Here is a 16,116-nt window from a genome sequence, read left to right on the forward strand (position 1 = left end):
TCCTGGAGTTCTTAGTGATCATATTTAATCTGTCAATTAAAAATCCCACCCGCTGTCACACAACTAAAAGTTTCGCTGGATTAGCAAGATTGTTCAGCCTGTTGTTTTTGCTCAGCGGTTGTCAGGGAGTATTAACTCCGGAACAAGTTACTACAAAATTTTGGAAAGCGATGGTAGAAGGTAATCTTGATTCTGCCAGAAAATACGCAACTCAAGAAACTCAACAACTGGTGACTAAACAGCAAAACATGGATGATGCAACGCTAAAAACCAGTGCTATTTTAATAGATGGCTCCAATGCAACGGTATCCACGATCATAACGCTAAAAGATCCCGAAATTAATAAAGTTTTATCTTTTAACACCGTTTTATTAAAAGAAAATGATCTATGGAGAATTGATTATCAGCGAACACTCAACAACCTTTTAAACCTGCCTTTTGCAGATTTTTTTAAAAGCTTGCAGGGTATAGGCGAAACCATTAACGATAAACTGGAGCAGCAAATTCCTTTATTTGAGAAACAAATGAAATCCTTCAGTGAAGAATTAATAAGACAAATGGACGAGTTTCGTCATCGGCTGGAAAAATCCCTGCCGCCTGAAAAACAACAACCTCATTCTGGCAGCATATAAGCGTTTATTTCAAAGCCTTTCTGATTCTTTGATTGACTGCCAATCGCTAGAAGTTAATGCTGATCCAAAGCACAAAATATTTACGCAGCTTGTAGTCAAAAACCTCCGGCAAAGCCGGAGGCTTGAAAATGTGAACCGCTCAAAGCGGATTAATAATTGTGCCACCTAAAGGTGACAATGCCTTAAAATAAATCGATTTGTTCTATTCGTTTATCTTCTTCCTCTTGATGCCTGATGTAGTTTCGTAAAGTGACTTGATCCCTGCCCACTGTTGAAACATAATATCCTCTTGCCCAGAAACCCTTGTCCGGTGAAATTCTTTCTTCGCCCCATAAAAGTTCGTACAATGGATATAGCGCTTTTACCCTTAATAAAACCAACAACCTGTGACACTGAATATTTGGGTGGAATTGAGATTAGAATGTAGACATGATCTGACATCAAATATTCTTCCTCAATCTTGCATTACTTTTGCAAGGCTAAATCTTTAAGTATTGATCCCAGATATTGCCTCAACTCCTTATAAAGGCTTTTTTCTATACTTTGGAATCCAGATTATATGGTATTTACATTCCCATTTTGTATGACTTAAACTCTCTGGTGAATTCATCGTTTGTTTCCTTATCTTTTGAACTTTAGGCGGTTCACAGATAGGGAGACTCTCGATGATTCCCGTAATTGTCAAACTTTATGAGTCCCCCAGCAGAGCTGGGGGTTTACTTATGATTAATTACAGCGGCATGATCAGACAGACAATTAAATTTCATCGCCCAACTTCCGATAAAGTGTGCCTCGATCAATCCCTAATATTTTAGCCGCTTGCGCTTTGTTGCCTTGGGTTATTTCCAAAATGCGGTGGATATAGTTAATTTCTAATTCTGCCAGAGTCATTGAGTGAGTTGCCGCATTACCTGAAAAATTACTCTCAATAGGTAGCTGCGTAGCCTGAGCCAAATCTTCCAGCAGGATCGTATCATGCTCGGTCAAAGCAACCGCCCTCTCCAATGTATTAGCTAATTCACGTACATTCCCGGGCCATGGGTAAGCCCGAATCCATCTCATGGCTTCGGCAGAGATACCTTTTATTTGTCGTTGTAATTTTGTTTGGGCATTCTGCAATAAATGATCAACCAGATACTCCAAATCAGGCAGACGTTCTCTTAATGGTGGAATGTCCAAACGAATAACATTAAGGCGATAGTAAAGATCCGGGCGTATCAAGCCGTTTTGTAAGGCTTTTTCAATAGGTTGGTTAGTCGCAGCAATAATGCGCACATGGGTGGCAACTTCGCTGGCCGCTCCTACGGGTCTTACCTTGCCTGTTTCCAGTGCTTGTAATAACTTGGGTTGAATTGCCAAAGGCATTTCGGCAATTTCATCCAGAAACAGTGTGCCACCCTCGGCTTCAACAAATAATCCTGGGCGGTGTTCACGGGCATCCGTGTAAGCACCTTTACGGACACCAAACAATTCACTTTCCACTAAAGTAAACGGTAATGCTGCACAGTTGATTTGTAGAAAAGGGCCGTTAGCCTGTGGACTATGTTCATGAATAAAGCGTGCTAAAGCACCTTTACCGACACCACTTTCACCCGTTAGCAGTACCGGGGAGTTGATCTTGGCGGCCCGACCGGCAAGTTGCAGTATTTTTTTCATGTTGGGACTTTCTGCAATCAAGCCACGCGGCGTGGGATTTTGATCTGGCGTACCAACACGGACAATTTCCCTGTGCATTTGTCGGTCGTTAAACGCCCGTTCAATGGAGGCCAACAAGTCATTTAAAGAAAACGGTTTGGTTACAAAACCACAAGCCCCTGCCTGTAAACTGCGTACCCCTAAATCAATACTGCCAAAAGCAGTCATCAATAGAATTAACTGCTCGGGCTTTCGGGCATGAATAGCCGACATCAAATCCAGACCACGCATACCGGGCATTTCTATATCGCTGATCACCAAATCAAAATGCTCTGTTTCCAAACGTTGCAAGGCCCGTTGTGGATCAGTTTCACCGCTCGCTTTATAACCATTGTCATTAAGCATTTCAGTCAAGTAATCGATAACATCGCTCTCGTCATCAATAACCAGCAATTGCCTGTTTTTTTGTGTTGCTTGATTAATTAGCGCCATTATAGGGTTTCTCCACAGGTAATATGATGGTAAAGGTACTGCCTGTACCCAGGCTACTTTCGGCTTTAATACTGCCGTGATGTGCCTTAACAAGACTGTGAGCAACGGCAAGCCCAAGTCCGACACCCCCTTGTTCATGCCGGGTGGTGAAAAATGGCTCAAACAGATATTTTAGTGTTTCCGGCGGCATTCCACAGCCGTTATCCTTGATAATAAGTTGTACGGTTTCGGTCGCCTGGTTGTTAACCGGATTAGGCCTGAGTGGCTGCCGTTCAATAGTCACAATAATGTGCCCGCCGTCAGAGCTTGCCGATAAGGCATTGGTAATCAGGTTTAAAATAATTTGCTGAATACCGTCGCTATCAGCCAGGATCAAGGGAAGGTCTTTTGAGGCTGTTAAGCGTAGTTCAACGTGTTTTTTTTGGGCTTCATATGCCAATAAATTGAGCACAGCATTAACAGGTTCACGTAGATCAATACAGGTGATGTTAGCCGGTCTGCGTCTGGCAAATTCCAGTAGTTGTTGAACAATACGCGTGATTCGTTCAGTTTGGGACACCAATATGCGCGCATGACGAATGACCTCTTCAGGTTGGTCGGCACACAACAACAAATGCTCTCCCCGACCTTTTAATATCTGTAACGGTGAACCAATTTCATGAGCCAGTCCAGCAGATAATTGCCCGATGGTAATCAATTTGTCCGCGTCTTCAAGCCCCGTCTGGAGATGACGGCGAGATTGGGCTTCTTGTTTAAGTTTTTGTTGAGCAATGGCTAATTCTGCCGCCATAGCATTGAATGCCTTTAACAAAATACCAATTTCATCTTTTTGATTAATGAGTGGTAACGGCGAAAAATCGCCGTCACGTATTCGTTTCATACCATTAGCCAGTCGTTGTAAGGGCCAACCAATGTAAACCATACCAATTACTGTACAAAGAGGCGCGGCAATTAAAACAAAAGCAAGTGTGGAAATAGCCAAATTACGCTTGGTCACATCAAGGTCGCGCGGTGCATTTCATACAAGGTACGTACAAACACCAACCCCCCCCCGCTTTTTACCCTGTGTATTTTGTAAAGGCAGGCGTAAAGCAATGTATTCAGGATCTGTATCAGGATAAAAAAACTGATCACTATAATCATCTTGCAAAGCGCCATTAAGCCTTTTCTGGAAATCGCTTGCGTAAGAATTACCAATAATATCGGGAAAACTCTGACCCTGCTCATCATAAACCCGCACTTTTAATTCGGGTTCAATTTGTTCAAGACCTTTCAGGAGTTCTGGAATATCACCCAATTGCTTATCCCGCATGGCATTTACAACAGCAATTTGCAGACCTTTGCCAAGTAGTTTTTTTTGCTGACTAATAACCTGAGTTAAATCTCTTTGCTCAAGCGAAAGATTATAGAAGCCATAGCTGATAAATATAAGCAAACCAATAGAGGTTAACAATAAAGTAAGTTTAGTCGAAATTCGCACGGAACAATATGTTTTAATTTTCTACATAACTGGAGTTTATCGCAACACATACAATTACTCCAAGTATTTTCAAAGCTCTTAAACATTAACCAACTAAGTAAACTTACTTATCTTCAGTAAAAGTATTATTTAATAAAAACAGTGAGATAAGACAAGACAACAAGAAAAAAAACGATAAACCCCTCATTTTAGTGTAGTTGGCGTGATTATTGATTGAGTTATAAGACCATCTTTCAAAATACAGGCATACAAAATCATGCGTGATTATTTATTGGTTGTTTTTATCACGGCCTTTTCACTAAACAACTATAAAAAGCACGACACGGACAAATCCGCGCACAAACCATCATCAGTTGTTAGCTTAGAAAATGACCATTCCCTTATGTTTTTATGAAAAAGAAGATTCAGCAAAAGCAAAATCTTCTTAAACAAAGCGTATTTTTTGGTTACTTAAGCTGCCTGATACTGGTCATGTCGTTCCCTGTAGAGGCTGATGACAGCCATTCCGAAATGGATACCGCCGTGGCCGGTAGCAATTTACCCCATATTCCTGAACCCATGGTTTTCGATTTAGTTAGACCGCTAGGCGTTCGCCAGGGTGACCTGGAAATGAATGTCCTTTCCGCACACTCGCTTCGAAGCGGTCAGGCCGGATGGGCTCCAGAAATTGAATTTGGTTTATTTGATAACTTTGCTGTGGAACTTGAAATGCCGTTCGACCAGCTGTCATTGAGCGATTACAAAGTGGCCGCCCAAGGAACATTAGGCACCGGATTTAACAATCGTTTCATACATGGCTGGCAAATGATTGGCTACCATGACAGAAAAGAACAAAAATACTCGATTGACGGCCTTTATATAGCCGGATTTCGTTGGAATTCAGCAATCAGCAGCCTTAGTATGATGGGCTTACGCCGCAAGAACGTCGAACGTGATGGTCATTTTGTGGGCCTGTTCAATAACAGTTGGTTTTACGATTATTCGGAAAAATTAACCTTGGGAATTGAAATGAATAACGAATTCAGCAGGGAATCAAAATGGCACTATCTACTGATGCCCCAAATACACTGGAATTTTAATAATCATGTCACAGTACAATTAGGCGCTGGTTTCAGTCAGACCGATGGACGTCAAACTGATTGGCTAGGTACTTGGCGAATGATTTACGCCTTTTAGGCGCCTTAAACTCGAACTTCAAGTTTTGTTACCTTGATTTTATAGTTCGTATATTATTTACGAACTATAAAATTAAAAATATAAAGCACATGATGCACAAATCTGTTCTCCTGCTGGAGAGCGCTGAGGCGAGGACTTGCGGTTAAGAAACTCAGTGCATTTATCAAGGCGGAAAAATAGCTACGTAACTATTTTGGCAACACAGGAAATCACCTTAACTAACCCCGCTTAAAAACCATTAAAGTAATATCATCATTAAACGATTCACTTTGGCAAAACTGTTTTAGATGCGTTAGCAGCGCTTCAATAATTTTTTCTGGTGAATGTTGGGCATAGTGAATAAAAAGTTCACAAACACGATCTACCCCAAAAAATTCACCAGCGGGGTTTTCGGCTTCCGTTAAACCGTCAGTATAAAGCAAAATTAAATCACCTTCAGAAAGTGTAGTGGTTTTTTGCTCAAAAAAAACATTTTTACGTACCCCCAATATCATACCCTCAGCATCAAGTTGCCTACAGACACTTTGAAAAGGACTGAGTAACAACGGCGGTGGATGTCCGGCATTGGCAAAGCTTAATTGCTGATTGGTGATGTCATATTGCAAATAAAACAGGGTAATAAAATAATCAGCATTATCCAAATCATCAAATAAAAAATCATTAAGCACTCCCAGTGTTTCAGAGGGCGTGCCTGGCCTGTTTACCTGTGAACGAATTGCGCTACGGGTTTCAACCATAAACAGTGCAGGTCCAATAGAATGGCCGGACACATCGGCAATGACAATATCCAGGCACTCTTCATTCCGAAAAAAATAATCAAAATAATCACCGCCAACCTGATCAGCAGGCAAGCAATAACCGGTAATTTCAAAATACCCTGATTTAATCGGTGCTGAGGGTGACAAGGAAGCCTGGATTCGTTGGGCAATCTTGATTTCACTCTGGGCGATTGCCAGCTTGACCTGGGCCTCAAGAATTTTCTGTTCAGCGGCTTTTCGGGCAGTGATTTCGTGGATAAAACCACTAAATATATAGGCGTTACCCAATTTTAAAGGAGCAACACTAAACTCAACCGGAAACTCGGAGCCGTCCCTACGTATCGCGACATGCTCAATCAGTTGATTTAACTGGGGACCAATCCCTGTATTTAGAAAAAGTTTTAAGCCAAGACGGTGAGCATGACGAAACCGTAACGGGATAATTAACTCGTCAAGACGTTGGCCGATTGCCTCATCCCGCGACCAGCCGAACATTTTCTGAGCCTGGTAATTCCAATCCGTAATAAATCCGTAGGAATCCATAATCACGATGGCACTTAAAGAGCTTTCAATAATTAGTCGTGTGCGTTGTTCGCTTTCTACCAACGCATCCTGAAAATACTTTCTTGCAGTAATATCCCGATCAACGCCGCGCCATTTTAACAGCTTTCCTTCTGCATTAATAATGGGCAATCCAGTCGATTCGGTAAAAATGGGGTGCCCATCTTTATGCCGGTAGTGATTGGTTAACGCATAAAAAGGCAGATGGCTAGTCGAGTAAGATTGTTGCTCGACTTGATCCTGAAAGGTTAAAAATTTAGTGTAATGTTTGCCAATAATTTCCGTCTCGCTAAATCCGAGAATTTGGTTAACCGCAGTACTACTGTATATATAATAGCCCTGAGGGTCTTGCTCCCATAACCATTCGCCAGTCATTTCCGCCATTTGCCGAAAACGCTCTTCACTTTCTATTAGTGCGGATTCAACTTCCTGACAATGGAAATTATTTTCGTCAGCCTCCACAGCCATAATTAGCGGATGCGGATGAATATAAAATGATCATTGATGATATATAGCCAAAACCTGTTTCACATAATTTTGTGTTTCAGGATACGGTGGAATTGAATTTTTATAGCGTATTACAGCATTTTCACCGGCATTGTAGGCGGCAACAGCAAGATCCAGATTTGGATTAAACAGGGTAATTAAATGTTTTAAATAGCGTGCGCCACCGTCAACATTCTGATCGGGATTATTACGGTCGATAACACCAAAACGTCTTGCCGTATCAGGCATCAACTGCATCAGACCTACTGCACCTTTTGGAGATTGGGCGCTTGAGTTGTAAGCTGATTCTGTTTGAATAACGGCATGTAACAATTTGGCATCAACCTGATGTCGATAGGCCGTTTGCTCAATAAGGTCGGTAAATCTTTTTTTATTGGTGCCGGTAAAATTCTGAGTTTTTATAATGTCATTTTTTGGCGAATAACTGACGGCTTTTGATTTTATAATGAGCTTATACAGGCTATTGCGAGGCTCATCCGTATAGTAAACATGGCCATCATTATCCGTATACTTATAGATATCGGCTAATACCCCTTTTGAAAGAAATAGTGTCAATAAAATAACAGTAATTTTTATCATTTTTTTACCTAAAGCGCCGCTTTAACGACCACTAAATTTGCAGCTTTAAGTGCTTTACGCCTGGCCTCATAGACGCTTTCAGCAGTTGCCAAAGCCACACCCATACGTCTATTGACAAATGCCTCAGGTTTGCCAAATAATCTAACCTCACTGTCAGACACAGCAAGTGCCTGAGCTAAGCCGTCATAAACAACGCCTTTGGCATTAATACCACCTAAAATAACAGCACTGGCGCCTACGCCTTTCAAACTAGTATTTACCGGCAAGCCTAAAATAGCCCTTGCGTGTAACTCAAATTCATTTTGATTTTGCGTCACCATAGTCACCATACCGGTATCGTGAGGCCTGGGACTAACCTCGCTAAACCATACCTCATCGCCTTTGATAAACAACTCAACACCAAACAAGCCAAGTCCGCCAATTTCATGGGTTACTTTAAAAGCAATGTCTTGAGATAACTTTAACGAGGCTGCACTCATGATTTGTGGTTGCCAGCTTTCCCGATAATCGCCATTTTCCTGCACATGCCCGATAGGTGCACAAAAATCGGTTTGCACTACACCATTCTCGTTTAATGAACGGACAGTCAGCAAAGTGATTTCAAAATCAAAATCAATTTTAGCTTCAACAATCACTTTACCCGTATCAACACGTCCGCTGGACTTGGCATACTCCCATGCCTGTTTTAGCTGATCAGGACCTTTAACCATAGATTGACCTTTGCCGGACGAAGACATGGTTGGTTTAATAAAGCAAGGATAACCTATGCCACTGTTAACAGCAGCTTGTAACTCATCAAAATTTTGTGCGAAAGCATACCTTGAGGTGGGAATTTTTAACTGTTCAGCAACGAGCGTTCTAATCCCTTCCCTATTCATGGTCAACTGGATAGCTCTGGCATTGGGTACAATGGTACATTGCCCCTCGGCTTCAATATCAGCAAGTGCATGGGTTGCAATCGCTTCAATTTCAGGAATAATGAAATGGGGCTGCTCCAGTGCAATCAGCTTTTTTATTGCTTCAGAATCCGTCATATCAATAACGTAACTGCGATGAGCAATCTGGTGCGCAGGGGCATTATGATAGCGATCGACAGCAATTACTTCGACACCGTAACGTTGCAGCGAAATAGCCAGTTCTTTGCCTAATTCACCACTGCCCAGCAACAAAGCACGTGTTGCTTTACCCGTTAATGCAGTACCTATGGTCATTTTGCATCCGCCAGATAGTTGTCTATATCTTCTTTTGAAAAGCCGATTTTTTTAGCGACGCGATCAGCGTGGCTAACCCGGGAAATTCCTGCAATTAATTTATAGCTGGGTGCATCGTTGGCAAACTCAACTTGTCTTGGCAAGCCGATTCGCTGACGCACAAACTCATCAACCAATTGATGGTTGTGGGTAATCAAAATAGTACTGTTACCTTTGCGATAAAAACCGTTCAGCACATTCGATGAAGATTCCATTTTTTCTTCAAACGTTGTACCTTCTGACAATTCGTCCAACACCACTAAACTTTTAGGACTTGTTGCCAAAAATATATCTTTGGTACGTTTTAATTCTGTCCCAAAACGCCCTTCCCCATCATTTAAATGGCTAACTTCAGATACTTGATAAAAAATCCTGTCGGCTACCGTCAGCATTACCGCTTTTGCAGGTACATAACAGCCAATTTGCGCCAAGAGTTGAATTTGCGTAATGGTTTTACAAAAAGCTGTTTTACCGCCACTGTTAGGGCCGGTTATCAGTACCAGTTTATCCTCTTCCAAAACAAAATCGTTGCCGACATATTCGGGATTTTCTTTACCCAAAACGGGATTTTTGGCATCAGCAAGATTGATACGATGATGCTCGCCATCAATCAACGTCGGTAATACAACAGGACTACCAAAAGCGTCAGCAAATTTAATAAATGCCATCAATTCATCCAACTGACCCAACGCATCTAATGTTTCGGCAACATCTGGTGAATTTTTAAATTCATTTCTTAACGGGATAATACAACTATCGCGATCAAAACCACCAATAACAGGAAAATAAACCAACAACAACGGTACAAAGAAAATGCTTGCAGTGGGAATTGCCTGAACGGAAATATTAAACATATCCGTTGGGAAAAAATGTGCCAAGGCCCATACACCAGCAAAAAAAAGAGCAATGAGTAACGGCTTAAACAGCCGTGGTTTGAAAATAATAGCGGGTGAAAACGAGTTCTTTCTCTCTTGCTTCGATTGAATGCCATTTTCAGAGATATAAGCCGGGCCTTGCATTAAAGAATAAACTCGCGTGCCCGCAAATGCTTTTATTTTGTCAAACAGGTCTTTTAAATAAATACTTTGTGGTAACTCGGTTTCTTGAACTTGGGTTACCAGCTCAAGCATAAAACGAATACCTCTTACGTACTGCAGATAACCATAACCTTCAATTTCATGGGTTTCTCTGGCGGTTCCAAAAGATCCCATAAATTCGCCAAACAACAATAAATAAAAGCTGTTCTCATGAGATGCGGCGTTTTCCAGAATGCGTTCCAGAGCCTCTTTTAGTGCAGAATTATTACGTAATTCTTCAACCGCATCCTGCTTGGCCTTAATTTCATCAAGCGTAGCCAAGGGTTGTGTTAAAGAACGATACAATACTGCCTGACCTATCGTCGTTGCCGCATGATTAACCGCATCAAATACCTTGTCAACTTCAATCGTATTGAAGGCGCTTTCATCTATAACGCCGACACCGGTAGCCAAAGGCTTGCTGGATTTAATAGTCGGCCAGACATCTTGCCAACCCTGTAATATGGTTTTTTTCATGGATATTTTAACTTTTTATTTATCGAGACATCAAAAAAACAGATCTTGTGCCACTATAACTACTTAATTTTTAAGTTCAAGTAAATTAATGAGGGCATCGACATGTGCTTCTGAATCATTAAGGGCCGAGATATACCGATAAGCGGTTCCACCGGACTCCATAAATATGGATTTATTTTCCATGGCTATTTCTTCCAGTGTTTCGAGGCAGTCAACAGCAAAACCGGGACACACCACATCAACTGTTTTAATACCTTGCCCTGGAAGCTTTTCCAAGGTATCGACACAATAAGGTTTTAACCATTCTGCCTTGCCAAAACGGGACTGAAAAACAATCATCCATTCTTTTTCATTGAGACCCAATTTTTCAGCAATTAAATCGGCTGTTTTATGACACTGATGAAAATAGGGATCGCCCCATTTAGTCAAAACCTCTGGCAGCCCATGAAAAGACATAATCAACAATTCATTTTTTGACTGTTCACGCCATGCCTGTTCAATCGACTCGGCAACCGCGGCAATATAATGTTTATCCTGATGATAATCACTGATAAATCGAAAAGACGGTAAATGCCGCCATTGATTAAGTTCTTTGACTAAATCATCATAAATAGAGGCAGTGGTCGTCGACGAATACTGCGGATATAAAGGCAAGACGATAACATCAGTGATGCCGGCTTTTTTAAACTCTCTTAATTGTGTTGCCATGGAAGGCTCGCCATAACGCATTACATAATTGCTGACAATACCTTTAGCGTCCAGTTGCTCAGCGACTTTCTCGGTTAATTGCCGAGTCATGTAAGTTAACGGTGAGCCTTTTTCATGCCATACTTTTTGATAAGCTTTTGCAGACCGGCTCGGTCGAAATGGCAATACAAAAAAATTCAGTATTATCCACCACAGTGGGCGAGGCAAATTAACAACACGTGGGTCCCACAAAAAATCCGCCAAAAATCGTCTGACCGCACGCGTTGTGGATGCTGTTGGCGAACCTAGATTAGCCAGTAATACACCTGTTTTTTTAGTAGCCATAAACCAACCTATCTGCTGATCAGATTTAAAAATTCTGAGCGTGTGCTAATTTCTTTACGAAAAATACCGGTCATCACTGAAGTCGTCATTACCGAATTTTGTTTTTCAACACCGCGCATCATCATGCATAAATGCTTGGCCTCAATAACCACGGCCACGCCTCTGGCACCAGTTGAAAGCTCAATCGCATCGGCAATTTGTTTAGTCAGTTTTTCCTGAATTTGTAAACGCCGCGCATACATGTCAATGATACGAGCTACTTTGGATAACCCCAGTACTTTACCCTGAGGTAAATAACCTACATGACATTTACCAATAAACGGCAATAAATGATGTTCACATAACGAGTATAGTTCGATATCCTTAACAATAACCATGTCTTCGGTATCGGCAGAAAAAATAGCGCCATTTAGCACTTCTTCCAGGGTCTTATCGTAACCGTTATTGAGGAATTTGAATGCTTTGGCCGCGCGTTTTGGCGTATCAATCAGACCCTCACGTCCCAAATCTTCACCGACCGCTTCAATAATTCTGGCGAAATGTTCTTCCATGCTTTTCAGTCTCACTTAATAAAAAATAGCCCGAAGTATAGCACTACATTTTATGTTGCTGCCAGATTTTGAACAGCCTGAATTTTTTAAAAAAAGTATTTTTTGCCCTTGCCACTTTTATAACTTAGGTGATTTCCAAGAATTAAAAGTCCAAAGTGGCGCAGGATTTTTATTTATTTATAACGACTGCAAGGATAGATATTTGCTCCTGTAATATCTGCCCCTTGTCGATTATGCAGGAGATAGAGTAAAGCAGCAGCACTTGCCGAGGCGGAAAAATTGGCGCGTAGCTGGCTACGTAACTATTTTGACAATGCAGTAATGAATAAAAAGACCAGCAAGCTAAATATATTATTCACAGGAAATAACCTTATTGCTCAGTAAACTTTAAAGCTTCCAGTATGACCTTTTCATCCGCACCTGACTGACTGACATTTTCACTGATAGCTCTGCGCCAACCTCTGGCACCCGATTCGCCGTGAAAAAGACCTAAAATATGCCGGGACACACTGTTTAAACGCACTTCATTTTTAAGCTGTTCCTGAATATAAGGAATTAAAGCAGCAACAATCGCCTGACGCGAAAGCGGATGGCTATCGGCACCAAAAAAACGCCTGTCAACATCCGCTAATATATAAGGATTATGATAAGCCTCTCGCCCCATCATGACACCATCAACATTTTTCAACATTTCCTCAGCCTGATCCAATGACGTAATACCGCCATTAATAATAATTTCCAACTGCGGAAAATCTTTTTTCAGTTGAAAGACAAAATCATAGCGCAATGGGGGTACATCACGATTTTGTTTCGGCGACAAGCCACTTAACCAGGCTTTTCTGGCGTGAACAATAAATGTTTTACAACCGGCACTGGCAATGGTATCCACAAAATGTACCAACTCCTCGTAAGAATCCCGTTCATCAATGCCAATTCTCGATTTAATCGTTACCGGAATGGCAACCGCTTGAGACATTGCAGAAACACATTCAGCAACCAGTAACGGATCAGCCATTAAACAGGCACCAAAACGACCATTCTGAACCCGGTCACTGGGACAGCCTACATTCAAATTGACTTCCATATAGCCATAGTCTTCAACCATCTTGGCACAAATTGCCAAATCGAGTGGATTACTGCCGCCCAGCTGAAAAGCCAAAGGATTTTCAACAGCATTGAACTGTAAAAATCGATGATGATCGCCATGAATTAATGCACCTGTTGTCACCATCTCGGTATACAAAAAGGCGTGCTTTGAAATCAGCCGATGAAAAAAACGGCAGCGACTATCTGTCCAATCGAGCATGGGGGCAACACAGAAGCGGTGTCTAGTAAAATCAAGGGTTTTCATGTAAAAATAAGTATAATAAAGTGATTGTATTTGCTATTCAGTACGCCTATAGTACACCTAATTTATTAGGCGTACCGAATAGCATGGCATCAATAACAAAAAGAATACGGGCAGACGGCACCATAGTTTATAAAGCTGAAATTGTCATCAAAAAAGATGGTGTCATTGTACATCGTGAATCAAAAACTTTTGATAAACAGAAGCTATCGAAAGATTGGGCGATGCGTCGCGAAGTTGAGTTACAGAAAACAGATGTCTACGCAAAAAAATCATACCTGCCAATCAGAGAGGTAATCGAGAAATATCTAAAAGACTTCCCCCCTTCTGGACGCTCAAAATTATCTGATTTACTCATGCTATCAAAACAGGATATTGGGTCTATCGATATTCACAAGCTATCAACATCAGATTTAATTCGTCATATAAGATTTAGAAATACAATATGTAAACCCCAAACCGCCGGGAATGATCTTATTTGGCTAAACACTGTTATTAAAACAATGAGTGCCATAATTGATTTAGGTATTGATATGTCGATATTTGATTCAGCAAGAAGAATATTACATGCCGAAGGTTTGATTGCTCACTCAAAAAAGCGTGAGAGGATACCATTAAAATCTGAATTATGGGCAATATCACGATGGTTTTTCGATAAGCCATTTATGCTCCATATAATATGGTTTGCAATTTATTCAGCACGAAGACAGTCCGAAATAATGCGTATTGAGTGGGATGATATTCGACATGAAGACAGGACATGCCTAATTCGTGATATTAAAGATCCGCGCAAAAAAGGCTTGGTTGTTCGTTGTAAGCTGCCAATGAGTGCCTACAAAATAATCATGAGGCAACCTAAGACCAGTAAGTTTGTGTTCCCGTATAACTCAAAAACCATTGGCGCATATCATACCAGGGCTTGTAAGATGCTAGGCATTGATGACCTACACTTTCACGATTATCGGCATTTAGCAGCAACAAGGCTTTTCAATGCCGGACTATCTATTCAGCAAGTTCAACAGATTACACTGCATAAAACATGGAGCAGTTTACAGAGATATGTGAATATGCAGCCTGGTGATATCGATATTTAGAGCAGTGGATTAAGAGAGAACCGCCCAATACATAAAAATCAATAAGTTAGCTGTATTTTATTGCACCTATTTAATGATTTTCAGTGTATATAAATCAATATCTTACAAAACAATTGCACTCACGAATAATGCGGGTTGCAGATATTTAATGCCAAACTAAAACAATGACTTGTTACAGCCAAGCCAAGTTAGGCAACTCGCTTTCAATGTCAGCATAACTGGTTGGAACTGGTCTGTTCCCGGCTTCAACATCGGCTAATATTTGGTATAGAGTCGCCCATGTTGTATCCCGAACACCAGTGCAATACTGTCCTTCTGCCGCAAATTGAGCAACTGTGCTGGTTGCATAAGTACACGCTGACAAGATACTGTCATAGTTTCTGGTTTTTGCAAAATCATCCAAGCGTTTTTGGGTTGCTTCAGTAATTACTTTGACAATATCAATTGACGGCAATGCCAATAATGGCAGAGTAAAGTCGGTATTGCCATGTACTGTATTCATCGCTTAACGGCCATAAGTCTAAAATCTCTGTAGTGTAGTGAAACGGTGGTATCTTCCGCCCACCATAGAAGTGCGACTGTTTTTGTAGTATTAACTGGCACACCAAAACAGGTACTTAATACGGGCAACTCTTCAATTGCAGTTAGGATAGCCGTGTCGGTTATAAATACTGAATCAGTTATATTGTAGAACGCCCATCGCGTTTGCTTTAAACCAGCAGAGTAAACCTGTAGTGAGTTAACCTGCACAGAGCAAGGCAATTCCTCAGTTAAACTGGTGTTTGCTATAACAAAACTGGCTACCGCAGTGAGCGCAAGTGGGTTTGCGGTAACTACGTCAGCCGAACGTCCAAAATTAAACTCATTAGTAGCATTAGGCTCAATATCTATCGTTTGTACGGCAATGGGCGTTTGCGATCCAGAAGCCAACTTTACGCCCACTATTGCATCTGGCTCATAAACTGCACGAAACCAGTAAAAGTTGGGCACTGGCGTTAACCCAACCGCCTCGTAAAACTTATCTACTGTGGTGCTATGCAGAGTGGCGGTTGCAAAATCATTCGCTAAGCTTGACCATATCTCTGTCTCGTAACCAACGTCGCCATAAACGCTGTCGAGAACTGACCAAGTAAATGATAGTTTTTTGAAACCGATTATGACAACTAATTCTTGGATTATCGGCGCTGGTGCTGAAGCTTCCCACTCTAAAGTAGTGGTATTAAATCGATAATATTTGCCAGGCTTTTCAACATTTTCTATTGAGTATATGGCTTGATCTGCAGATTCACCCGTATATGCCTCATAAAGCGTTAACAGATGATTATCATCAATAGCTATTATTTTGTAAGGCAAGTCGCCAATAAAAATAGTATCCCCTGTTTTAGCATAGTCGAGCCACGATGTGCCAAGACCCTCAACCTGATCGCTACCGTTAACTACTTTTATATATCCCGCTTCATAAGCCATT

Annotated in this window: 15 protein-coding genes and 1 pseudogene; 3 read left to right on the forward strand and 13 right to left on the reverse strand. The window is 41.2% G+C overall.

The window, feature by feature from the left end; genetic code table 11:
* Positions 1-14: 14 nt before the first annotated feature.
* The gene (locus KKZ03_RS19310) at positions 15-632 is read left to right on the forward strand and encodes a DUF4878 domain-containing protein (protein ID WP_243218378.1); all 618 of its coding nucleotides are present in this window, start codon (positions 15-17) and stop codon (positions 630-632) included.
* Between the two features lie 182 nt (positions 633-814).
* Here KKZ03_RS19310 and tnpA read toward each other — a convergent pair.
* From tnpA to KKZ03_RS19330, 4 genes and pseudogenes are all read right to left on the reverse strand, one after another.
* Positions 815-1,242, reverse strand: a pseudogene (gene tnpA, locus KKZ03_RS19315) (IS200/IS605 family transposase).
* Positions 1,243-1,388: 146 nt separating this feature from the next.
* The gene (locus KKZ03_RS19320; protein ID WP_243217760.1) at positions 1,389-2,759 is read right to left on the reverse strand and encodes a sigma-54 dependent transcriptional regulator; all 1,371 of its coding nucleotides are present in this window, start codon (positions 2,757-2,759) and stop codon (positions 1,389-1,391) included.
* Positions 2,746-3,756, reverse strand: a complete 1,011-nt coding sequence (locus KKZ03_RS19325; protein WP_243218379.1) for a sensor histidine kinase — start codon at positions 3,754-3,756, stop codon at positions 2,746-2,748. Before KKZ03_RS19325 ends, KKZ03_RS19320 begins: the two co-directional genes overlap by 14 nt.
* A 21-nt stretch (positions 3,757-3,777) precedes the next feature.
* Positions 3,778-4,212 (reverse strand): hypothetical protein, encoded by a 435-nt coding sequence (locus KKZ03_RS19330; RefSeq protein WP_243218380.1) that lies wholly within the window; start codon positions 4,210-4,212, stop codon positions 3,778-3,780.
* A gap of 417 nt (positions 4,213-4,629) precedes the next feature.
* Here KKZ03_RS19330 and KKZ03_RS19335 point away from each other — a divergent pair, with 417 nt between their 5' ends.
* Complete coding sequence (locus KKZ03_RS19335; protein WP_243218381.1) at positions 4,630-5,415, forward strand: hypothetical protein; 786 nt, start codon at positions 4,630-4,632, stop codon at positions 5,413-5,415.
* 218 nt (positions 5,416-5,633) lie between these two features.
* Here KKZ03_RS19335 and KKZ03_RS19340 read toward each other — a convergent pair whose 3' ends face one another.
* From KKZ03_RS19340 to dusA, 7 genes are all read right to left on the reverse strand, one after another.
* Positions 5,634-7,202: a SpoIIE family protein phosphatase gene (locus tag KKZ03_RS19340; protein WP_243218382.1), complete on the reverse strand. Its 1,569-nt coding sequence runs from the start codon at positions 7,200-7,202 to the stop codon at positions 5,634-5,636.
* A 30-nt stretch (positions 7,203-7,232) separates the two neighbouring features.
* On the reverse strand, positions 7,233-7,820 hold the full coding sequence (locus KKZ03_RS19345; RefSeq protein WP_243218383.1) for a lytic transglycosylase domain-containing protein: 588 nt from the start codon (positions 7,818-7,820) through the stop codon (positions 7,233-7,235).
* A gap of 8 nt (positions 7,821-7,828) precedes the next feature.
* Positions 7,829-9,031, reverse strand: coding sequence for a formate-dependent phosphoribosylglycinamide formyltransferase (gene purT / locus KKZ03_RS19350; protein ID WP_243218384.1), 1,203 nt, complete (start codon positions 9,029-9,031; stop codon positions 7,829-7,831).
* Complete coding sequence (locus tag KKZ03_RS19355) at positions 9,028-10,623, reverse strand: DNA mismatch repair protein MutS (protein WP_243218385.1); 1,596 nt, start codon at positions 10,621-10,623, stop codon at positions 9,028-9,030. The genes purT and KKZ03_RS19355 overlap by 4 nt, the downstream gene beginning before the upstream one ends.
* 63 nt (positions 10,624-10,686) lie before the next feature.
* Positions 10,687-11,655 (reverse strand): ferrochelatase, encoded by a 969-nt coding sequence (hemH, locus tag KKZ03_RS19360; protein ID WP_243218386.1) that lies wholly within the window; start codon positions 11,653-11,655, stop codon positions 10,687-10,689.
* A gap of 8 nt (positions 11,656-11,663) precedes the next feature.
* A complete protein-coding gene (gene folE, locus KKZ03_RS19365; protein ID WP_243218387.1) occupies positions 11,664-12,206 on the reverse strand; it encodes a GTP cyclohydrolase I FolE in 543 nt (180 codons plus the stop codon).
* Positions 12,207-12,576: 370 nt separating this feature from the next.
* Positions 12,577-13,557 (reverse strand): tRNA dihydrouridine(20/20a) synthase DusA, encoded by a 981-nt coding sequence (gene dusA, locus KKZ03_RS19370; protein ID WP_243218388.1) that lies wholly within the window; start codon positions 13,555-13,557, stop codon positions 12,577-12,579.
* A gap of 83 nt (positions 13,558-13,640) precedes the next feature.
* Here dusA and KKZ03_RS19375 point away from each other — a divergent pair, with 83 nt between their 5' ends.
* Entirely contained in the window at positions 13,641-14,648 is a 1,008-nt protein-coding gene (locus KKZ03_RS19375; protein WP_243218389.1) for a tyrosine-type recombinase/integrase, read from the forward strand.
* Positions 14,649-14,820: 172 nt separating this feature from the next.
* On the opposite strand, the gene KKZ03_RS19380 is transcribed toward KKZ03_RS19375, so the two are convergent.
* Together KKZ03_RS19380 and KKZ03_RS19385 are read right to left on the reverse strand one after the other, a co-directional pair.
* The gene (locus KKZ03_RS19380; protein WP_243218390.1) at positions 14,821-15,150 is read right to left on the reverse strand and encodes a hypothetical protein; all 330 of its coding nucleotides are present in this window, start codon (positions 15,148-15,150) and stop codon (positions 14,821-14,823) included.
* Positions 15,147-16,115: a hypothetical protein gene (locus KKZ03_RS19385; protein WP_243218391.1), complete on the reverse strand. Its 969-nt coding sequence runs from the start codon at positions 16,113-16,115 to the stop codon at positions 15,147-15,149. Before KKZ03_RS19385 ends, KKZ03_RS19380 begins: the two co-directional genes overlap by 4 nt.
* Position 16,116: the final 1 nt, after the last annotated feature.

This window comes from Methylobacter sp. S3L5C (assembly GCF_022788635.1).
Lineage (GTDB): Bacteria > Pseudomonadota > Gammaproteobacteria > Methylococcales > Methylomonadaceae > Methylobacter_C.